25 protein-coding genes are annotated in these 18,733 nt (G+C 69.0%); 13 read left to right on the forward strand and 12 right to left on the reverse strand.

From position 1 onward, the window contains the following. Positions 1-10 precede the first annotated feature (10 nt). Positions 11-217, forward strand: a complete 207-nt coding sequence (locus EV193_RS17380) for a hypothetical protein (protein ID WP_242613457.1) — start codon at positions 11-13, stop codon at positions 215-217. 172 nt (positions 218-389) lie between these two features. Here EV193_RS17380 and EV193_RS34760 read toward each other — a convergent pair whose 3' ends face one another. The 5 genes from EV193_RS34760 to EV193_RS17400 form a co-directional block, all read right to left on the reverse strand. Further along, positions 390-821, reverse strand: coding sequence for a PIN-like domain-containing protein (locus EV193_RS34760; protein WP_165401383.1), 432 nt, complete (start codon positions 819-821; stop codon positions 390-392). Then, positions 818-1,495, reverse strand: coding sequence for a DUF433 domain-containing protein (locus EV193_RS17385; RefSeq protein ID WP_130345179.1), 678 nt, complete (start codon positions 1,493-1,495; stop codon positions 818-820). The genes EV193_RS34760 and EV193_RS17385 overlap by 4 nt, the downstream gene beginning before the upstream one ends. A gap of 82 nt (positions 1,496-1,577) precedes the next feature. Beyond that, positions 1,578-1,874 carry a divalent cation tolerance protein CutA gene (gene cutA, locus EV193_RS17390; RefSeq protein WP_130345180.1) on the reverse strand — a complete coding sequence of 99 codons (297 nt, stop codon included), beginning with the start codon at positions 1,872-1,874 and terminating at the stop codon, positions 1,578-1,580. A gap of 50 nt (positions 1,875-1,924) precedes the next feature. Then, on the reverse strand, positions 1,925-2,284 hold the full coding sequence (locus EV193_RS17395) for a DUF2695 domain-containing protein (protein WP_130345181.1): 360 nt from the start codon (positions 2,282-2,284) through the stop codon (positions 1,925-1,927). A gap of 58 nt (positions 2,285-2,342) precedes the next feature. Then, positions 2,343-2,894: a hypothetical protein gene (locus tag EV193_RS17400; protein WP_130345182.1), complete on the reverse strand. Its 552-nt coding sequence runs from the start codon at positions 2,892-2,894 to the stop codon at positions 2,343-2,345. Between the two features lie 195 nt (positions 2,895-3,089). On the opposite strand from EV193_RS17400, the gene EV193_RS17405 reads away from it, so the two are divergent. The 5 genes from EV193_RS17405 (at position 3,090) to EV193_RS17425 (ending at position 7,372) form a co-directional block, all read left to right on the forward strand. Continuing rightward, on the forward strand, positions 3,090-3,293 hold the full coding sequence (locus EV193_RS17405; RefSeq protein WP_130345183.1) for a hypothetical protein: 204 nt from the start codon (positions 3,090-3,092) through the stop codon (positions 3,291-3,293). A 4-nt stretch (positions 3,294-3,297) separates the two neighbouring features. Then, entirely contained in the window at positions 3,298-3,843 is a 546-nt protein-coding gene (locus EV193_RS17410; RefSeq protein ID WP_130345184.1) for a DinB family protein, read from the forward strand. A gap of 19 nt (positions 3,844-3,862) precedes the next feature. Continuing rightward, positions 3,863-4,471 carry an ABC transporter ATP-binding protein gene (locus EV193_RS17415; RefSeq protein ID WP_130345185.1) on the forward strand — a complete coding sequence of 203 codons (609 nt, stop codon included), beginning with the start codon at positions 3,863-3,865 and terminating at the stop codon, positions 4,469-4,471. Next, positions 4,468-5,607: a hypothetical protein gene (locus EV193_RS17420; protein WP_130345186.1), complete on the forward strand. Its 1,140-nt coding sequence runs from the start codon at positions 4,468-4,470 to the stop codon at positions 5,605-5,607. Before EV193_RS17415 ends, EV193_RS17420 begins: the two co-directional genes overlap by 4 nt. 337 nt (positions 5,608-5,944) lie before the next feature. Next, complete coding sequence (locus tag EV193_RS17425; protein ID WP_130345187.1) at positions 5,945-7,372, forward strand: sialidase family protein; 1,428 nt, start codon at positions 5,945-5,947, stop codon at positions 7,370-7,372. Here EV193_RS17425 and EV193_RS17430 read toward each other — a convergent pair. Next, positions 7,357-8,052: a TetR/AcrR family transcriptional regulator gene (locus tag EV193_RS17430; RefSeq protein ID WP_130345188.1), complete on the reverse strand. Its 696-nt coding sequence runs from the start codon at positions 8,050-8,052 to the stop codon at positions 7,357-7,359. The two genes, EV193_RS17425 and EV193_RS17430, sit on opposite strands and share 16 nt — an antisense overlap. 78 nt (positions 8,053-8,130) lie before the next feature. Between EV193_RS17430 and EV193_RS17435 the strand changes: the two genes are divergently transcribed. Together EV193_RS17435 and EV193_RS17440 are read left to right on the forward strand one after the other, a co-directional pair. Next, a complete protein-coding gene (locus EV193_RS17435) occupies positions 8,131-9,309 on the forward strand; it encodes an FAD-dependent monooxygenase (RefSeq protein ID WP_130345189.1) in 1,179 nt (392 codons plus the stop codon). Between the two features lie 162 nt (positions 9,310-9,471). Next, positions 9,472-9,846, forward strand: a complete 375-nt coding sequence (locus tag EV193_RS17440) for a tRNA ligase subunit PheS family protein (RefSeq protein WP_130345190.1) — start codon at positions 9,472-9,474, stop codon at positions 9,844-9,846. A 283-nt stretch (positions 9,847-10,129) separates the two neighbouring features. On the opposite strand, the gene EV193_RS17445 is transcribed toward EV193_RS17440, so the two are convergent. Beyond that, positions 10,130-11,302: a trans-sulfuration enzyme family protein gene (locus tag EV193_RS17445; protein WP_130345191.1), complete on the reverse strand. Its 1,173-nt coding sequence runs from the start codon at positions 11,300-11,302 to the stop codon at positions 10,130-10,132. Between the two features lie 74 nt (positions 11,303-11,376). On the opposite strand from EV193_RS17445, the gene EV193_RS17450 reads away from it, so the two are divergent. Further along, positions 11,377-11,856, forward strand: coding sequence for a DUF4188 domain-containing protein (locus EV193_RS17450; RefSeq protein WP_130345192.1), 480 nt, complete (start codon positions 11,377-11,379; stop codon positions 11,854-11,856). Here EV193_RS17450 and EV193_RS17455 read toward each other — a convergent pair. Next, complete coding sequence (locus tag EV193_RS17455) at positions 11,846-12,487, reverse strand: TetR/AcrR family transcriptional regulator (RefSeq protein ID WP_165401384.1); 642 nt, start codon at positions 12,485-12,487, stop codon at positions 11,846-11,848. The two genes, EV193_RS17450 and EV193_RS17455, sit on opposite strands and share 11 nt — an antisense overlap. A 104-nt stretch (positions 12,488-12,591) precedes the next feature. On the opposite strand from EV193_RS17455, the gene EV193_RS34570 reads away from it, so the two are divergent. From EV193_RS34570 to EV193_RS17475, 4 genes are read left to right on the forward strand one after another with little or no spacing between them, the layout of a single operon-like run. Continuing rightward, positions 12,592-14,040 (forward strand): PDR/VanB family oxidoreductase, encoded by a 1,449-nt coding sequence (locus EV193_RS34570; protein ID WP_341273171.1) that lies wholly within the window; start codon positions 12,592-12,594, stop codon positions 14,038-14,040. Positions 14,041-14,100: 60 nt separating this feature from the next. Beyond that, the gene (locus tag EV193_RS17465; RefSeq protein WP_130345194.1) at positions 14,101-14,373 is read left to right on the forward strand and encodes a DUF3311 domain-containing protein; all 273 of its coding nucleotides are present in this window, start codon (positions 14,101-14,103) and stop codon (positions 14,371-14,373) included. Then, entirely contained in the window at positions 14,370-16,016 is a 1,647-nt protein-coding gene (gene mctP, locus EV193_RS17470) for a monocarboxylate uptake permease MctP (RefSeq protein WP_423202178.1), read from the forward strand. Before EV193_RS17465 ends, mctP begins: the two co-directional genes overlap by 4 nt. 4 nt (positions 16,017-16,020) lie before the next feature. Then, entirely contained in the window at positions 16,021-16,392 is a 372-nt protein-coding gene (locus EV193_RS17475; RefSeq protein ID WP_130345195.1) for a hypothetical protein, read from the forward strand. Here EV193_RS17475 and EV193_RS17480 read toward each other — a convergent pair whose 3' ends face one another. Genes EV193_RS17480 through EV193_RS17495 form a run of 4 tightly spaced genes read right to left on the reverse strand, consistent with a single transcriptional unit; the run spans position 16,393 to position 18,714 of the window. Then, entirely contained in the window at positions 16,393-16,806 is a 414-nt protein-coding gene (locus tag EV193_RS17480; protein ID WP_130345196.1) for a type II toxin-antitoxin system VapC family toxin, read from the reverse strand. Then, on the reverse strand, positions 16,803-17,093 hold the full coding sequence (locus tag EV193_RS17485) for a type II toxin-antitoxin system Phd/YefM family antitoxin (RefSeq protein ID WP_130345197.1): 291 nt from the start codon (positions 17,091-17,093) through the stop codon (positions 16,803-16,805). The genes EV193_RS17480 and EV193_RS17485 overlap by 4 nt, the downstream gene beginning before the upstream one ends. A 42-nt stretch (positions 17,094-17,135) precedes the next feature. Continuing rightward, the gene (locus EV193_RS17490; protein ID WP_130345198.1) at positions 17,136-18,365 is read right to left on the reverse strand and encodes an RNA polymerase sigma factor; all 1,230 of its coding nucleotides are present in this window, start codon (positions 18,363-18,365) and stop codon (positions 17,136-17,138) included. Further along, positions 18,355-18,714 carry a YciI family protein gene (locus EV193_RS17495; protein WP_130345199.1) on the reverse strand — a complete coding sequence of 120 codons (360 nt, stop codon included), beginning with the start codon at positions 18,712-18,714 and terminating at the stop codon, positions 18,355-18,357. The genes EV193_RS17490 and EV193_RS17495 overlap by 11 nt, the downstream gene beginning before the upstream one ends. Positions 18,715-18,733: the final 19 nt, after the last annotated feature.

The following is an 18,733-nucleotide window of genomic DNA, read 5'->3' on the forward strand; positions in this document are numbered from 1 at the left end:
TCGCCTGCGGGTGTCCGACGAGGCGCTCACGGGGCTGGCCGAGGTTCTCGACGTACTCGAGCTGAGTCCGTGGAACGGGCCGCCACTGCATGAGAGCAATCCCGATGGCGAGGTACGCCGATGGAGTTTCGGCGACCGCCGTGCGGGTCAGATTGTGTATCTGGTGCTGGAGAGCCACCGAGAAGTGCACGTTCTGCTCGTGCAGTGGCTGGGGTGATTCGTCAGCCGGTCTGTTCGGTCAGCAGCTCGTGCTGTCCGGTGAGGGCCACATCGGGCACCTCGACGCCCTGCTGGTTCTTGATCAGGTCGAGGCGCGCGGTTCCGTGCCAGTGGTACCGGCTCCCGGCTCTCTCTCAGGGGGCCGCCGTGTTTCACGGACTCCCTTGACGTCAGAGCTGTACTGGTTTCAAACCGGTTCTTGTGGCTGTGTAGATGAACGGTCCTTCGTTACTGGAGCATCGCTCAATGGCTCGCCACTGGCACATAACCACCTCCAGTTGGTGCCATGTGTCGACCGCGTCCGGCCCAGAAAGGGCAACCATGCGAGCCGAGTTGGCTCTCACGGCGGCGATCTCCGCACGGTGATCTTGTATATGGCTGTCTCTCGTGATGATGAGCCAACCGTGCCGCGCGACGACTGGTATCCACTCCGCGTCCTTGACGGCAGGCGAGCTGATCGGGCAAGGAGGTCGGGTGCGCTTTCGAACCTTCCCACCCGGGTCTCCTGGGTAGGTGACATCCGCTCGCAGGGCTGCGAGTGTCTTCGCCAACCCCAGAACATCAGCGTCGACGTAGAAGCGAATGGTGGCTTCTCTCGTCACGCTGCCCGTACCGACGCTTCGTAGGCAATAGCCCAACGGACATCGTCGATGGACAGGTCGAACAGATCCGCGACTACTTCGATGTCCTCACCGCTGTCGACCTGCTCCCAGAGCGCCTCTGTGCTGATTCCGCGTACGGCTGGTCGCCCAAATCGCACGTCTGGTGTCATCCGAACCAGCGATCGGTCATCACCGTGTGGTCGCCAGCCGGTGGCCAGATCGCCTTCCCAGGTGACTCTTTCGAAGAAGGATTCGGAGGGTGCCGTGAGAACGAGTTGCTGACGTACCTCGGCAACGAGACAGAATTCAGGCGCGAGCCCAGCCTCGTCCTGCGCCTCAAGAACAAGCTGCTTTTCGAGTACGTAAGGTCTGCGGTCGGCTAGCGGGTAGGGAACCCCGAGCCGGTTCCTTAGCCGGTCAATGAAGGCGCGGAGTTCGGCCATTGGCACCCTGTGTGTGCGCCGGTACTGGCGCAGCAGCCCCGCCTCGATGAACTCGGCCCAAGTGACTGGCGCTCGGTGCCCCTTGGACTCAGACCGGATCACCGGGCTGTAGGTCTTGTTCCGGCGAACGCCACCTTCAAGCCAGTAGTTGAGCGTGCTCTGCGATACACGGAGGAGCCGGGCTGCTTCGGCTTCCGAGTACATCTCGCGTTCAAGGACGCTGACTGACATGGTCACGATTCTTTCACGCGACGGCGAGGAATCGCTTGCGACAAGCGGGCGTTGCCGCGCTCACGTCGCGGACGATCGCACGTCAGCCGGTCTGTTCGGTCAGCAGCTCGTGCTGTCCGGTGAGGGCCACATCGGGCACCTCGACACCGTGCCGGTTCTTGATCAGGTCGAGCAGCGCGTCCGCGCGGTCGGGGCTGGTGGCGATCTCCACCCGCCACTCGGCGTCGGCGTGCGCGGTGCCGTGCCAGTGGTACTTGCTGCGGATCGGGCCCTCGATGTGCGGGCAGCCGAGCTCCGCGGCCAGCACCTCGGCGGCCACGGTGTCGGCGAGCTGCTTGCTGTCCGTGGTGAACGTCGCGACGACGTGATCTGAAGACATACTGTGATGCTAACCACACGTCGCCCTTGATCGCGGCCCCCGCACGGGTGCTATCCGAGCGGAGGCGGCAGCGGCTTGGCGCACGGTTTGGTGGAGCCGCGCCGGGACACGCCGTCGCACGGGGTCAGCGGATCGTCCACATCACTGGGCAGCCGCTCCGGGTAGACGTTGAGCAGCACCTCGCAGTCGCAGTACCCGCCGCCCGCGTTCAGCCGCTTGCGCAGCGCGGTGGCACGCGGCGCCGACGCGTCCCGCCAGTGCTCGGCCCAGCGCAGCGTGTTGTCGCACCCGAACTCGTCGACCATCCGCTCGACGTAGCACGCCAGGCACTCGCGGTCGCGCGGCGCCGTGAGGAGCTCCTGCACCTCGGCGACGTACCGCTCGGCCTCCGCCACGGAGTGCTCTTCCATGGCAAAGTGATACCACCGAACACCGACATCCGCAGTTTTCCTTGCGGCACAACGATTTCTAGGACGCCACGCGCTCGCCGGTCGGGTCGGCGACGACGATCCGGACGTTCGGCGGCGCGTACTTGCGCGCCTTGGCCACCATCTTCGCCAGGTCGAACTTCTGCGGCTGCACGGCGACGTGGATCGGCGCGGGCATCGCCTGGTTCGGCGGCGGCACGATCGCGCCCTCCGGCAGCGAGGCACCCGGCCGCAGCCGCGCGCCCATCAGCACGGGACCGTTCGGCGGAGTGGCCACGACGAACTGCGTCACGTCGGTCCACGGCAGGATCACGTTGCCCACCCGCACGCCGGCCGGGTCGAACTGGAACACCGTGCGCTGGTTCTCGAACCACGCCGCGATGAACGGGATCGCCAAGACGATCACCGTGCCGCCCCGCATCTCCAGCGCCCAGCCGAGCAGCGCGGCCAGCGCCACGACGGCGACGATGGACCCCCACAGCCCGGCCAGTGCCTTGGGCGAGAACGGGTTGGTCACCCGGTAGCGCTCCCACCGTGCACGGCGGCGCGCCGGCTGTGCGGCTGGCATCTGGTTCAGGTGCTGCTGTGTCATCTCGAAGGCCTCTCTCGAACACGTCCCAGTCAATGTACATCCGTGTTCATAGACGGCGCGGCGGCGGCCCCGGTTCCCGAAGGCAACCGGATCACACTTTCGCGCGTGAAACCCCGTGACGGGTAACGCCGTCCTAGGTGTCGGGAGATCCAAGAAGTGACAGGGCGTGAAGGAGTGGGACGAGGGGCGATGATCATGGATACCGATGAGAGGTGGCACTGGGGCCGGTCCGAGCAGGACGGCCGAGTGCACGCGTTCCGCGGCGGCGGCGACACGGTCGAGACCGCCTGTGCGGACGAGGTGTCCAGCAGCGACCTCATCGACACGCACTTCGGCGTCCGCTGTGTGCACTGCCTGATGACCGTCGGCGACCAGATCACCAACCGCGTCTCGGCCTGAGCCCGTGGACGACCTGCCGGCACTGGCGGGTGAGGAGCACTTCTGCCCGCTGTGCCGGGTGAACTACCAGCGGACCACGATCGCGCGCGCGGTGGAGACGATCACCGCGATTCCCGGTGCGGCGCGCGCCGCCGTCGCGGAGATCCCCGAGGCCGCGCGGGCGGTGCGCCCGTCGGCCGGCGAGTGGTCGGTCGTGGAGTACGTGTGCCACCTGCGCGACGTCTACGCCAGCTACACGATCCGGCTGTACCGCGCTCGCACCGAGGACCGCCCGGCCGTCGAGCCGATGCTGAACAACCTGCGTGCCACGCGTTTCCGCTACATCGACTGGAACGTCGAGGCCGCGCTGGACGAGCTGGACGCCACCGCGGCCGGCTTCCGCGAGGAGATCGCCAGGGTGCGCGAGGACGAGTGGGAGCGCACGGTCACCCGACTGCCGCACGAGGTGCGCACCGCTCGCTGGCTGGTGCGCCAGGCCATGCACGAGGGCACCCATCACCTGCACGACATCGAGCGCACCGGTTCGGTGATCAGGGCGGCGTCGGGCTGATTTCGGTACCGTCGATTCGGTGATCGAAGTTGCCGGTCTCGGCGTGCGGATCGACGACTCCTGGCTGTTCCGCGACATCGACCTCACCGTCCACTCCGGACAGTGCGTGGCGCTGGTCGGCCCGAACGGCACCGGAAAGTCCACCGTGCTGCGCTGCGTCTACGGCGCACAGACCCCGACCGCCGGCACGCTGACCGTCTGCGGCCAGCGGCCGGACGAGCGCGATGTCGACTTCAGACGGTCGGTGTCCGTACTGCTGGACGACTCCGACTTCTTCGCCGAACTCACCGCGCGGCAACACATCGAGCTGCTGCTGCACTCCTTCTCCGACGAAGATCAGTCCACTGTGGACAAGCTGCTGGAGTACGCCGGCCTGTCGCACCGCGCGGACGTGCCGGCCGGTGGGTTGTCCGCCGGGCAGCGCCGACGGCTGCTCCTGCTCGGCGCGGCGTCCCGCTCGCACCAGGTGCTGCTGCTCGACGAGCCGGAGCGCGCGCTGGACGTGGACGGCAAGGCGTGGCTGCCGCAGCTGATCGGCTGGTGCACCGACGCCGGCGTGGCCGTGCTGATGGCCACGCACCACCCCGCGCTGCTCGATGTCGCCGACCACGTGGTGAGCCTCGGGTGAGAAAACGGGCACTCGCGGTGGGCGACCGGGCCTGGTACCTGATCTTCCTCGGCGCGTTCGCGATCACCACGCTGGTCAACACCGGCGGCGTGCGCACGGCACTGGTCGGTACCGCGCCGCCGGACCCGGCGGGCGCGCTCGCCGCACTGGCGGTGTTCACGCTGATCGCCGTGAAGTCGTTGTGGCGCAAGGGTTTCCTCTGGCGCTCGGCGGCCGATCTGACCTGGGCGGACTTCCTGCCCGGCACCCGGGAGCGCGTGTTGTACGCGCGGCTGGTGTGGGCCGGGGTGTGGCGGCTGGGGCTGCTCGCCTACGCCGGCGCGGTGCTGGCGCGCACGCACGAGGTGCCGCCGGCGCACCTCGCCGTGGTCGTCTCGGTCGGTGGTGCCGCCCTGCTGGTCGCGCTCGATCGCGGCAGGCGCGCGGTGCCGACGGCCGGCCGTGCGGCGCTGGTGCACGCGTGGGGTGAACGGGTGGTGCGCTCGGTCGCGCTGTCGTTCCTCGATCCGATGATGATGTTGCCGCCGGCCGGACGGGTGAGCCTCGGCGGGCGCGTGACGGCGCTGCGGCTGGCCGTGATCGGCGTGCTGAGCCGGGCGCGGTACCTGGTGGACGCGCTCGTGCTGGCCGTCGTCGTGGTGATCGTCCACAGGGTTTTCCCCGCGCTGTCCCCAACCTGGCCGGTGGCGATCGCCGGCTATCTCGCGCTCGTGCCGTTCGGCGGCGGGCTGGCCGACCTGTGGCGAAATCCCGGCAGGCGGCGGTGGCTGTCCGGGTCGGACACCGCGATCCGCGTCACGCACGGAGCGCTGATCGCGCTGGTCGGCGCGGTGTGGACGGCGCTGGTGCTGGCCGGCTGCGCGATCTTCGGGCAGGGCCTCGCGATGCCGCACACGCTGCTGGTCATGCTGGTCGTGAGCGCAGCTGTGGTGCGCACGGTGGCGCGCCCGATGCCGAGCTACGACGACCTGATGATCGTGGACGTGGGATTCGGGCTGGTTCCGATGCGGCTGGTCGTGCAGACCGTGCGCGGACCCGACGTGGCACTGCTCGGTGTGCTGATCCTGTCCGGTGCCGGCCTGCTCGAAAGCTGTGTGGTCGCGGCGCTCGTGGTCGCGGTGTGCGTACTCCGCTGAGTTGTCCACAGCCTGTGGACAAAGTTGTGCACAACCTGTGGACCGTTCGGTCTCCATCAAATTGAGTTGTCCACAGGGAAGCGGAACGCGGACACTGTGCGATACGTCTTAGTAGTGACGGGGCTCACAATGAGCCGCCGAGGCGAGCCGAATGGGGAGGTGTGTCATGGTCGCGGGGCTGGCGATGTTGATATTGGCCGTGGCCGCCGTGGTGTGCGTGCTTCTGACAGACGCGATCACCGGCAGCAGGGACACGCGCGGAGACGTGCATAGGGACGACGGGCCGAGAATCCCACTGCCGCGCGCTTAGCGAAGCGTTAGCGCCACGGTGCACGGTGTGGCCGTGAGAACACGGCTGCTCGCACCACTCGGCGTACTCGCCGCCGTGGCCGGGATCGTGCTGATCCCGTCCGGCGGCGCCACCGGCGCACCCAACGCGGTGCCGCCCGGCTGGCCACCCACGGTCAGCACGGCGAACCCGAACTGGATGCCCGCCGCCGCGGGCAACCCGCGACGCGCGATGCCGTCGCTGCACATCACCACCTGGAACGAGAACGGCGCCACCAAGCGCCGCCAGTTGCTCAGCCACTCCGACCATCGCGACGGCAGCGCCGACGATCCGGGCACGCCGACGCTGGACCACAAGTCGATGCGCCTGCTCTGGCGCGACGGCGACGGGGAGGCCTGGCACGTCGCGCGGCGCAAGGTCAACGGGCAGATCGACTGGTCGACGGCGCTGCACGACACCGAGCCGGGCGCCTCGTCCTCGTTCGCCAACGTGCACGAGACCGCGGACGGCACGCTGATCGCGATCAGCAGCCACCTGCGCAAGAAGCCGGACGGCCGTTGGGTGGCGATCCGCTGGGAGTCCACCGACCACGGCATCTCCTGGACGCTGTCGGAGTCGGCGATGACGTTCGGCAAGGGCGTGACACCCGGGATCGTGTACCAGGGGCTCTCGCTCGCGCCGGACGGGCGCACGCTGCTCGCGCCGATGTACTACCGCAACGAGGGCACGTACATGCGGTGGGCGCAGTCGGTGATCGCGTCCACCGACCTCGGGCGCACCTGGGCGGTGCGCGGCGTGGCGGCGCCGGCGAGCCCGTGGTGTCCCGGGCTGGACAAGGTCGCCGGCGCGGTCGTGCGCGACTGGAACGGGTTCACCGAGGCGACCGTGGCGGCCACGAAGGACGGCCGGCTGGTCAACGTCTCCCGCTGCGACCAGTTCTTCCTCAGCGCGCACACCTCGCCGCGCGAGCACGTGCGCTCCTACCTGTACCGGTCCCACTCCGCCGACGGCGGCGCGACCTGGAGCAAGCCGGTGCCGCTGGACGTGCCGAACACCGCGCCGGGCACCGCCGGCCTGCCCAGCTACGGGGTGTCGCCGAAGCTGGTGCGGCTCGGCGGCGACTCGCTGATGCTGGCGTTCGGGCGGCCGGGCAACACGCTGGCGTTCAACCACTCCGGCAACGGCGACGAATGGTGGACGCTGGAGGGTTGGCCGAAGAGCAAGCGGTGGGACAACGCGCCGATCGTGCCGGCCGGCGACGACGGCATCGCGCCCGAGGGCCGGCTCTGGTCGCACCACGGGTCCAGCGGGTACCTGGGCGTCGGGAAGCTCTCGCCGTTCCAGTTCATGGTCGTCGGCGACAACTGCCAGGCGGACTGGGGCTGTACGCAGTACCCGCCGCCCCCCGGATCGCGGTTCCCGCACGGCACCGGGTACCTGCTGTGGAACCTGCTGGTCAGCTACGTGCCCAGGTGAGCGGCGAGCCCGTCCAGGATGCGGTCGATGCCGAACTCCAGCGCCTCGTCCGACGAGCCGGAACCGCTGCCGCCGAGTGCGGCCACGACCTCTGGATAGCGATCACCGTGCTCGCTGAGCACGGACGCGATCGCCGCGCGCAGGTCGTGTTCCGGCCGGGGCGCGCCCGCGGTCTGCTGGATGAGGCCGCGCACGTGGCTGGTGAGCAGGACGATCGTGTCGAGCCGCTCGCCGTACGGCAGGCCGGTGTCGACCAGCGCGCCGAGCCCGCTCTCCAGCCAGCCCATCTCGTTCGGGCCCAGCACCCGGGGGCCGATCGCGGCCTCCAGCCACCACGGGTGGCGGTTGCCGGCCGTCCACAGGTGTAGCGCCCAGGCGCGCAGCTTCGGGCGCCAGCCGTCGCCCGCGTCGGCGAGGTCGGGCGGCGGGCCGAGCGCGGTGTCCAGCATCAGCGCGACCAGCTCCGCCTTGCCGGGGACGTACCGGTACAGCGACATCTTCGTGTAGCCGAGCTCGTCGGCGATGCGCTGCATGGACAGCGTGGCGAGCCCTTCGGCGTCGGCGCACGCGATGGCCACGGTCACGATCGCCTCGACGCTCATGCTCGGCTTCGGGCCTGGTCGCGGCCGGTCGCGGGTACCCCAGAGCAGGGCGACCTCGGGTGGCGGATCCACGGTCATCGGGCGCCTCCTTGCCAGTTATCTGTTTCTACCATAAACTGATCTGCGTCCACTAGAAACAGATAGCTTGGAGGGGTCATGACCAGCAGAACCGCGCTGATCTCCGGCGCCAGCATCGCCGGCCCGGCGCTGGCCTATTGGCTGAGTCGCCATGGCTGGCGGGTGACCGTGGTCGAACGCGCTCCCGCGTTGCGGCCCGGCGGCCAGGCGGTCGATTTCAAGGGCGAGACGCATCGCACGGTGCTCGAACGGATGGGAATCCTGGACGAGGTGATCCGCCGGCAGACCGGAAAGACCGACATGCTGATCGTCGACGAGCACGACCGGACGCTCGCCACCATTCCCGGTGAGCTCACCGGCGGCGATGTCGAAATATTGCGCGGCGATCTCGCTGAGGTTCTGTACGAGCACACCGCCGATTCCGTCGAATACGTCTTCGGTGACCGGATCGCCGCACTCGCCGACACCGGTGACAGCGTCGATGTGACATTCGAACACGGTGCGCCGCGCCGGTTCGACATCGTGATCGGCGCGGACGGCATCCATTCCGCGGTGCGCCGGCTCGCGTTCGGCGAGGAGTCGGAGTTCGTGCGGTTTCTCGGCCACTACTACGCCGTTATCGGTGGCAACGACCGCGTGGTGCGCTCCGACCGGGCCACCGGGTACATGTACAACGAACCCGGTCGTATGGCCAGCATCGACGGGCCGAAGGCTGCCTCGATGTTCGTGTTCGCCTCCGACGAGCGCGGACTCGATCGCGCCGACGTCGAGACCCAGAAGAAGGCGCTCGCCGAGGCGTTCTCCGGTGTGGGCTGGCGGGTACCCGAATACCTCGACAGTATTTCCAGCGCGCCGGATTTCTATCTCGACTCGATGGGCCGCGTGGAGATGGACCACTATACGAAAGGCCGGGTAGCGCTGATCGGCGACGCCGCGTACGGGAACACGCTCGGCGGATTCGGCAGCGGTCTGGCGATCGTGGGTGCCTATGTTCTCGCCGGCGAGCTGGCCGAATCGGACGGCGATGTCGGGAAGGCGTTCGCGCGATACGAGGAGCAGATGATCCCGTACGCCAAGATCGCGCGAAAGGCCAACGCGGGCCCGTATCTCGCGCCGCCGAGCCAGCGTCGGATTCGGATGCGGAACTGGATGTTCCGGCACTCGCTGCCGCTGCGGCTGATCATGCGCATCACCGACAAGTTCGCCACCGACATCGAGCTGCGCGAGTACGCGGTGCGAAATCCAGTCGAGTCATAGCCCGGCGCGCGCTACCGTCGAGACATGGTGTTACGGCGATTTCGCTGCCCCTGGCCCCTTTCGGGCGCCCGGGGGCTCGGCCACGCGCCTTGATCCCTTCGGAGTGAGCCGGCGGGCCAGGGGTTGTCTCCCCCGTCCGTACGCCACTTCCGGAGGACCACCATGCTCACCCGCGATCTGACCGACCCGGCACAGGGACAGCACGCGATCCAGCTACTCGTGCACGATGCCGTGAACGCGTTGGCACACAAGGAAAATCTCGCCGTGCGCTGGTGTCGCGGCGATCACGTCGTCACGGTCGAGGACAACTACGACCGGCTCGGCTACGACCCGGCCGACGTCACCCGAGACGCGCGCTACACCCGGTACGTCGACGCGCGCCGAATGCTGCGCAGCCACTCCACCGCGCTGGTGCCGGCCGCCTTGCGGGCACTCGCCGCCGACCCCGTCGACGACGTGCTGCTGGTGTGTCCCGGCGTGGTGTACCGCCGCGACCAGCCCGCCTCCCCGGAATTCCCCAGTAATGGGTGCCTTTAGTGGACTACTGCGGTCGCGTCGTTCCCGTGGCTGGCTTGCATCCCGTTCCCCTAAGGTGCGGCTGCGGAGCACGCAAGCTCCGACTGTCCGCTATCAAATGTCCACTGTGGACAGTGTGCTGGACCTCCAGGCGTACCGCCCGGTGTCGGCCATGTCGGCGTCCACATCGCGAGTTCCGCGTTCAGACACGGTGAGTCCCGCGCTCGAGCAGCCGGATGGGCCTGCCTGAGCGCGGGACTCGCCGGTGCACAGCGCGGGACTCGCGCGTTCGGGTGATGGCGGGTTAGACTTGGTCGAGGGCCTGCTCGAGGTCGGCGACCAGATCGTCGGCGTGCTCGATGCCGACCGAGATCCGGATCATTCCGGGTGAGACGCCCGCGTTTTCCAGTTCCACGCCGGACAACTGGCGGTGCGAGGTGGACGCCGGGTGCAGCACCAGCGTCTCGGTGCCGCCCAGCGACGGCGCGAACTTGGCCAGCCGCAACGCGGTCGCGAACTTCTCCCCGGCCGCGCGCCCGCCGTTCAGCTCGAACGCGAAGGTGGCGCCGAACCCGCCGGTGAGTACCCGCTTGGCGATCTCGTGGCTCGGGTTGCCCGGCAGGCCGGGCCAGAACACCGACGCCACGGACGGGTGCGTGGCGAGCCGGTTCGCGATCACCTCGGCGTTGGCGCAGTGCTGCCGCATGCGCAGGCTCAGCGTGGCCAGGCCGCGGATGGCCAGCCACGCGGCGAACGGGTCGGGTGTCACGCCCAGCTCGGCCGCCTCGCTCCACAGTGGACGGTGCAGCTCGGCGTCCGCCACGACCGCGACCCCGCCGAGGATGTCGGAGTGCCCGCCGATGTACTTGGTGATCGAGTGCACCACGACGTCGGCGCCCTGCTCGATCGGCCGGCACAGGATCGGCGTGGCGAACGTGTTGTCCACGACCGTGCGCACCCCGGCCTCGCGAGCCACCGCCGCCAGCGCCGGCAGGTCGGAGACGTGCGCGGCGGGATTGCCGATCGTCTCCAGGTAGAGCACCTTCGTGTTGTCCCGCAAGGATTTCCGCACCTCGTCGGGGTCGTGGCCGGACACGTAGTCGACCTCGATCTCGCCGCGCTGGGCCATCGCCCGCAGCGCGGTGTACGTGCTGCCGTAGAGCTGCCGCTGCGCGATCACGTGGTCGCCCGGCCGCAGCAGTCCGCGCAGTGTCGCGTTGATCGCGCCCATGCCGGACGCGGTGGCGATCGCGGCCGTGCCGCCTTCGAGATCGGTGAGCGCGTTCTCCAGCGCGCGCACGGTCGGGTTGGACATGCGGGTGTACACGAACGCGCCGTCCGGGCGGGCGAGCCCGTCGGCGAACACCTCGGCGTCGTCGAACGCGAATCCGGAGGTCTGGTAGATCGGGACGGACAGCGGGGCGGCGCCGTCCAGCTTCGGGGCCTCGACGTGGACGGCTCGGGTCTCAGGGTGCATGCCTCCATACAAGCATCCGGCGACGACAGATAACCGTGTTATCGTAACGATGTTATCAAACGAAGGAGTGCGCCATGCGCGAAGCCAACCCGGTGGTCCCCGGGCGGATGACCGCACATCTGGACGGCGAGTTCGTCGTCTTTCTGATCGGCATGCGGATCAACAAGCCGTGGAAGGTGCACAAGTGGTTCCCGGTGCTCCGGGCGATGCCGCGTTCGCTGCGCGCGTTGGACTGCGAGGATCTCGGCCTACTCGGCTACCGGCTGTCCATGACCGCCACCGGTCCACTGCTCGTGCAGTACTGGCGCAGCGTGGACGAGCTGGTGCACTTCGCCCGCAATCACCTGTATCCGCACCTGGAGTCGTGGCGGATGTTCAACCGCAAGGTCGGATTCACCGGCGACGTCGGCTTCTGGCACGAGACCTACGTGGTGCGCGAGGGCGACTACGAGGCGGTGTACGGCAACATGCCGCGGGTCGGTCTGGCCATGGCGGGCGAGCACGTGCCGATCGCGCGCAAGGGCGACACCGCGAGCGAACGGCTCAGCTCCTAGTCCGCCGGAGTTCCAGGTGTGCCTCGGCCAGTGCCGCCTCCAACTCCCGGACGCGCTCCTCGGCGGGCGGCCGCAGTAGCGGCAGCACGATGTCGTCCACGACCGTGGTCAGGTACTCCTCGTCCACCGGACCGGTGTGCGTGAGGAACCGGAACAGCACCAGCTCCGGGCCGAGGTAGGCGATCGGCGAGTCGATCACCTCGGCGCGGGTGGCGCCGGCGCGCAGGCGCTCGCGCATCGGCCCGAGGCGGGAGCCGAAGAACTGGCCGGCGAAGGCCGCGGCCAGTTTCTCGTCCTGGATCACCGCGGCCATGACCGCCCGCATCAGCGGCCCGGCGGGACCGGTGAGGAACTCGGCCATCGCGCGGAGCGCACCGAGCAGGTCCGTGCGCAGGTCGCCGGTCCACTCCGCCGCGCCGACCGGCATCGCCCGGTCCAGCGCGTCCAGGAGCAGCGCCTCCTTGGACGGCCAGCGCCGGTACAGCGAGGCCTTGCCGGTGCCCGCCCGCGCCGCGATGGCCTCCACGGTCAGCCCGGCGAGGCCCGTCTCGGCGACCTCCTCGATCGCGGCCTGGTGAATGGCCGCGATCAGGTTCTCTCCGCGCCGTCTCGGTCCGGCATCCGGCGCCACCGTCACCTCCGCGGTTCAGGGTCGAGTCAGGGTGATCCCTAGTGTACGTGCCGTATCCAGTCTGCAAGTTTAAGAGACGCAACGGCTCTTAAATGGAGGATCGGATGACACAGACGGATGGTGCCACGCGTGCCCGGCGGATGCGGCCGGGCACGCGCAAGGCAGTGCTCGCCGCACACATCGTCGGCTCGGTCGGCTGGATCGGAGTGTCTGCGTCGATGGTGGTGTTGTCGCTGGTCGGACTGGCGACCGAGCACCCCGGCATCCGGGCGGGCACCTACCACGGGCTGGCCGTGCTGGACGAGACGGTCATGGGGATCGCCGCGCTGTTGTCCCTGGTCACCGGGGTGTGGCTGGCGCTGGGGACGCCGTTCGGGTTGATCCGGCACTGGTGGGTGGTCGTCAAGCAGATCCTGTTCACCCTGGTCATGATCGGCGCGTTCGGGTTCACCCACGGCTGGGTGCTCGGCGGCCTCGACGAGGCACTGCGCACCGGCCAGCCGACCGGCGACGGCCGCGCCCTGGCGTTCGGCGCGCCGGTGATGCTGATCCTGCTGATCGCGACCGCCGTGGTGTCGGTCTACAAGCCGGGAGGACGCACACCGCGCGGGCGCCGGCAGGTGTCCCGGTCCTCGGGCACCCGCGAGGTCACCGTCACCGAGGTGCGGCCACTCGCCGAGGACGTCGTCGGGCTCACCCTGGCCGATCGGAAGGGTGGTGAACTGCCGGCCTGGGAGCCCGGCGCGCACGTGGACCTGGTGCTGCCGTCCGGCCTGGTGCGGCAGTACTCGCTGTGCGGTGACCCGGCGGACCGGACGAGCTACCAGGTGGCCGTGCTGCTGGAGCGCGACGGCCGCGGCGGCTCCCGGGAGATCCACCGGTTGCGGCCAGGACAGCGGATCGGCGTCCGCGGGCCGAGGAACAACTTCCCGCTGGTCGACGCGCCGGCGTACCTGTTCGTCGCGGGCGGTATCGGCGTGACGCCGCTGCTGCCGATGATCCGGGAGGTGGCCGCCCGAGGGCTTCCGTGGCGGCTGGCCTACCTCGGCCGTTCGCCGCGCACCATGGCCTTCGCCGCCGACCTGCGCGCGTCGGCCGGCGTCAGGCTGTACCCGAAGGACGCGGGCCGCCGGGCCGACCTGGCCGAACTCGTGCGCACCGCGCCACCGGCGACGCACGTGTACGCCTGCGGCCCGCACCGGCTGATGGACGCGCTGGAGCGGATGGTGCCGGCCGAGCGCCTGCACGTCGAGCACTTCGCCGCGGCCGCCGACACCGCACCGAAGCGCCCGTTCACCGCGGAACTCGCCCGCACCGGGGCCACCGTCGCCGTCCCGGCCGGGCGGACCCTGTTGGACGCCGTGCGCGAATACGCCCCTGGCCTGGAGGCGTCCTGCGAGAACGGCGTGTGCGGCACCTGCCGGATCACCGTGTTGCGCGGGACGCCGGAGCACCGCGACAGCGTGCTGCAGCCGGCCGAGCGCGGGCGGACCGACGTCGTCTACGCGTGCGTCTCGCGGTCGAAGTCGCAGCGTTTGGTGCTCGATGTCTAGTGACGTGATCGCCTTCGGCGTTTATGGTCATGCGTCACACACGACCCATGCGAGGCAACGATGTCCGCTCGTCCGGCAAGACCGGGGCTGCGCTGGTCCAACTGGAACCTGCTGCTCGCCATCCCGCTGTTGTTCCTGCTGACGCCGGTCTTCAACCGGGAGACCCCCGCGCTGTTCGGCATGCCGTTCTTCTACTGGTTCCAGTTCGTCGGAATCGTCGTCGGCGTGCTGTGCACCTCGATCGTCTACTTCAAGACGCGTGACACACCGGTGGTGCGAGACGCGCCAGACCGGCTTGGCGTGGATGACCTGGACGAGGGGAGCGCCAAGTGAACGGCGGCATCCAGTGGGTCGAGCTGGTCATCTTCGCGCTGCTGTTCGGCCTGGTGACCGTGATGGGGTTCGTGGCGTCGCGGTGGAAGGCCGGCAACACGCTGGACCACCTCGACGAGTGGGGCCTCGGCGGGCGCAAGTTCGGTTCGTGGATCACCTGGTTCCTGATCGGCGGTGACCTCTACACGGCGTACACGTTCGTGGCCGTGCCGGCGCTGATGTTCTCCGCCGGTGCCACCGGGTTCTTCGCGCTGCCGTACACGGTGCTCGCCTACCCGATCGTGTTCATGCCGCTGCTGCGGCTGTGGTCGGTGTCCCGGGTGCACGGCTACGTCACGCCGGCCGACTTCGTGCGCGGGCGGTACGGCTCGCGGCCGCTGGCGACGATCGTCGCGCTGACCGGGATCCTGGCCACGATGCCGTACATCGCGCTGCAGCTGATCGGCCTGGAGTCGGTGCTGCGCACGATGGGCTTCAACGGCTCCGGGGTCGTCGGCCACCTGCCGCTGCTGATCGCGTTCGTGATCCTCGCGGTGTACACGTACCAGTCCGGCCTGCGCGCGCCGGCGCTGATCGCGTTCGTCAAGGACATCCTCATCTACGTCGTGATCGTGGTCGCGGTGATCTACCTGCCGATCAAGCTCGGCGGCTGGGACACGATCTTCGCCGCGGCCGACGCGAAGTTCGACAAGAGCCCGTCCAAGACCGACGGCATGCTGCTGGGGCCGAACAACCAGTTGCAGTACGCCACGCTCGCGCTCGGCTCGGCGCTGGCGCTGTTCCTGTACCCGCACTCGGTGACCGGCGTGCTCGCCTCGCGCGGCCGGAACGTGATCAAGCGGAACATGTCCGCGCTGCCGGCGTACTCGTTCCTGCTGGGTTTGTTGGCACTACTGGGTTTCGTGGCGATCGCGGCCGGCACCACGGCGATCGTGAACCAGGCGACCGGCAACGCCGATCTGAACACGATCATCCCGAAGATGTTCGCCGACCAGTTCCCGTCCTGGTTCACCGGAATCGCGTTCGCCGCGATCGGCATCGGCGCGCTGGTACCCGCCGCGATCATGTCGATCGCCGCGGCGAACCTGTGGACGCGCAACGTGTACAAGGAGTTCATCCGCAAGGACGCGAGCTCGGCGCAGGAGGCCAAGCAGGCCAAGCTGGCCTCGCTGGTGGTCAAGTTCGGCGCGGTGGCGTTCATCCTGTTCATCGACCCGCAGTTCTCGATCGACCTGCAGCTGATCGGCGGCGTGATGATCCTGCAGACACTGCCGGCGGTCGCGATCGCCTTGTACACCAGGTGGTTCCACGTGCGCGGGCTGATCGCAGGCTGGACGGTCGGCATGGTGTGGGGAATGCTGCTGCTCTACGAGATCCCGAACCCGGCGACCGGCAAGCTGCACTTCGGCGGTTCGGCGCTCGCGCTGGAGAAGCTGAGCCTGTTCGGCTGGCACCCGTTCGCTGGCTCGCAGACGCAGATCTACGTCGGCATCGTCGCGTTGCTGTCCAACCTGATCGTGGCCGCGATCGTCACGGTGATCGCGAACCGGCTGCGCTGGCCGAACGGGCTGGACAAGACGAACTCGGAGGACTATCACGCCGACGAGGGCGATCCGAAGCTCAAGGCCGTCGCGGCGCACTGATCCGGTGCTGATCGCGGTCATCGAGGTCGCGGGCGACCCGCCGCTGGTGCGCTTCACGTGTGCGGCGGGCACCGCGACCGTGCGCTGGGACGGCGATCCGCCGCGCGCCGGCGAGCGGCACCACGTCGAGCTGGAGCTGGACGACTCGCGCGTGTCGATCATTCCCACCGAGGCGCGCCGTCCGTCCATTGTGGACACACCGGACGGCGTGCGGATCACCGGAACGGCGGAGGCGGTCGTCGCCGGTGTGCTCTCCGTACGGCTGGCACCCGACTGCGTCATCGACGTCGAACTCGGCACGCGCCGAGAACCCGTTGTGGGACAAGGCATCGAGTTACGCGCACCGCACCCGGTCGCCTACCCCTACCTGGTCTGATCAGCCCGTGAACGGGTTGATCACAGCGACCCCCGTGTGCTCGAAGTCCTTGGTGTTGCGGGTGATCACGGTCCAGCCGTGCACCTTCGCGGTGGCCGCGATCAGTTGGTCGACAGCCGAGCCGCGTGTCGCCAGATCTTGGTCGGCCCACGCCCGAGCGACGTCGACGGTGACCGGGGCGATGCGGTCGGCATAGGTTTCGACCACGTTGTCGAGCCATTCCGCGAACACGTCGGCCTGGCGTCCGTCTCCTCTCGTGCGCACCTTGGTGATGCCTCTGCCGACCTCGCCGATCGTGAGCGCGGACAGGTGAACGGCGGTCAGCGGCGTACCGGACATCCACTCGCGGACGCCGGGGTCGGCGTTCCGCTTGCGGGTTTCGGACAGGACGTTGGTGTCGAGCAGGTAAGTCACTCGGCGATCCCGAGGTCGACTTCACGCCCGAAGTCCTTCTTACGGGCAGCCTCGATCTCGTCCATCACTTCGATCATGTCGTCATCGAAGTATGGCGGGCCGGCCAGCGCGGACCAGGCACTTTGTGAGCCGCCGGTGAGCCGGCGGTACTCCTGGATGTCGATCACGACGGCGACTTCGTCGCCATGGCGCGTGATCGTCTGCGGTCCGTCATCCTCGACCGCACGGAGGACCTCGCTGAACCGCTGCTTGGCTTCCTGGACCTGCCAGTGTGTCGGGTGCGCCATGGTCCACCTCCAACTGGTCTGTCTAGACAGGACAGAATTTTATCACGCCGTGCAGAGGTCGAGCTGGCGGTGGAGGAAGCGGCGTTCCGGCTCGGAGCACCGGCGGGACAGTGCCTCCCGGTAGTGGTGGGCGGCGCTCTCCCGGTCGCCCGATCGCAGGTACAGCGCGCCGAGTGCGGCCGGCAGCAGGTGGTACTCGGCCAGCGCCGGCTCGTCGCGCAACTCCTCCAGCCAGGTCAGCGCCTCGTCCAGCCGGTCGGTCATGGCGGTCGCGATCGCCCGGTTGAGTGCCGCGACCGGTGACGGGCGGATCGCCAGCAGTTCGTCGTACAGCGACACGATCCGCGACCAGTCCGTGTGGGTCGCGTCCGAGGCGGCGGCGTGACATGCCGCGATCGCCGCCTCCACGTGATACACCGACCGCGCGTCGCCGGTGCACGAGTCGGCGAACGTGCGCACCCCTTCGGCGATCATGGCGTGATCCCAGGATCGCCGGTCCTGGTCGGACAGCAGGAGCAGGTCGCCGGCGTCGTCGGTGCGCGCGTGCAGCCGGCTCGCGTGCAGCAGCATCAGCGCCAGCAACGCGCGCACCTTCGGCAGGTCCGTCCGGGGGTCGGCGACCAGCAGCCGGCACAGCCTGATCGACTCGGCGCACAATTCCCTGCGCACCGCCGTGTCACCGTCGCTCGCCTCGTACCCAGCGTTGAACATCAGGTACAGCACGGAAAGCAGACTGTCCACTCTGGACTCGAGCCGCTCGGGCGGCGGCACCTCGAACGGCGCGGCGTTGGCGCGCATCCATTGTTTGGCGCGCACGATCCGCTGTGCCACGGTCGCCGGTTTGCTCAGCAGTGCGGTGGCGATCTCGTCCACGCTCAGGCCGCCGACCACCTTCAGCGTGAGTGCCACCCGGGACGCCGCGGGCAACCCCGGGTGGCAGCACAGGAACATCAGCGCCAGCTCGTCGTCACCGCGAAAGCCGTCCGCCGGCGCGCCGTCGACGAGCAGCGGCAGCTTGTCCCGCAGCACGTCGTCGCGCCGCACCAGGTCCACCGCGCGATTGCGAGCGACCCGATACAACCAGCCGCGCGGATTGTCCGGCAGGCCTTCGTGCGGCCAGACCCGCAGTGCCTGCAGCATCGCGTCCTGCAGGCATTCCTCCGCGATATCGATGCGCGATGGCCCGAGGTTCCGGCACAGCGCGGCCGTGATCGGACCCGCGCTGTGCCGGAACAGGTGCTCGACGAGCCCCCTGGCGTGATCAGGCCTCACAGCCGCGTTCGCCGACCTTGCGCACCTCGATCGAGCCGAAGTCGAGGTGCGGGTGGGTCGAGAACAGTTGCTCGGCCTCGTCCAGGTCGGCCGCCTCGATGGTGATGTACCCGCCGAGGATCTCGGTGGCCTCGACGAACGGCCCCGCGGTCACCGACAGGCCGTTCGCGTCGCGCCGCAGCACGCGGCTCTTGCTGGTGGACAGCCCGCCGCCGGTCGGCGGGTTGCCCTCGGCGGCGAGCTTCTCGCTCCACGCCATGTAGCGCTCCAGCGTGTGCTGCAGCTCCTCCGGGCTCAGATCCGACTGCGCCTCGCCGGTGCCGCGCAGGAATCCGACGTAGTTCGGCATGTCTCCTCCTCAGGTCGTG

It is taken from the genome of Herbihabitans rhizosphaerae, from assembly GCF_004216555.1.
Taxonomy (GTDB): domain Bacteria; phylum Actinomycetota; class Actinomycetes; order Mycobacteriales; family Pseudonocardiaceae; genus Herbihabitans; species Herbihabitans rhizosphaerae.

Excerpts from the sequence above, each read along its gene's own strand:
- EV193_RS17400 (WP_130345182.1), bottom strand. The coding sequence starts at position 2,894 with ATGACACAGCAGCACCTGAACCAGATGCCAGCCGCACAGCCGGCGCGC.
- EV193_RS34570 (WP_341273171.1), top strand. The coding sequence starts at position 12,592 with ATGACACAGACGGATGGTGCCACGCGTGCCCGGCGGATGCGGCCGGGC.
- EV193_RS17405 (WP_130345183.1), top strand. The coding sequence starts at position 3,090 with ATGGATACCGATGAGAGGTGGCACTGGGGCCGGTCCGAGCAGGACGGC.
- EV193_RS17430 (WP_130345188.1), bottom strand. The coding sequence starts at position 8,052 with ATGACCGTGGATCCGCCACCCGAGGTCGCCCTGCTCTGGGGTACCCGC.
- EV193_RS17450 (WP_130345192.1), top strand. The coding sequence starts at position 11,377 with ATGCGCGAAGCCAACCCGGTGGTCCCCGGGCGGATGACCGCACATCTG.
- cutA (WP_130345180.1), bottom strand. The coding sequence starts at position 1,874 with ATGTCTTCAGATCACGTCGTCGCGACGTTCACCACGGACAGCAAGCAG.
- EV193_RS17395 (WP_130345181.1), bottom strand. The coding sequence starts at position 2,284 with ATGGAAGAGCACTCCGTGGCGGAGGCCGAGCGGTACGTCGCCGAGGTG.
- EV193_RS17485 (WP_130345197.1), bottom strand. The coding sequence starts at position 17,093 with ATGGCGCACCCGACACACTGGCAGGTCCAGGAAGCCAAGCAGCGGTTC.
- EV193_RS17440 (WP_130345190.1), top strand. The coding sequence starts at position 9,472 with ATGCTCACCCGCGATCTGACCGACCCGGCACAGGGACAGCACGCGATC.
- EV193_RS17445 (WP_130345191.1), bottom strand. The coding sequence starts at position 11,302 with ATGCACCCTGAGACCCGAGCCGTCCACGTCGAGGCCCCGAAGCTGGAC.
- EV193_RS17465 (WP_130345194.1), top strand. The coding sequence starts at position 14,101 with ATGTCCGCTCGTCCGGCAAGACCGGGGCTGCGCTGGTCCAACTGGAAC.
- EV193_RS17495 (WP_130345199.1), bottom strand. The coding sequence starts at position 18,714 with ATGCCGAACTACGTCGGATTCCTGCGCGGCACCGGCGAGGCGCAGTCG.
- EV193_RS17435 (WP_130345189.1), top strand. The coding sequence starts at position 8,131 with ATGACCAGCAGAACCGCGCTGATCTCCGGCGCCAGCATCGCCGGCCCG.
- EV193_RS17385 (WP_130345179.1), bottom strand. The coding sequence starts at position 1,495 with ATGTCAGTCAGCGTCCTTGAACGCGAGATGTACTCGGAAGCCGAAGCA.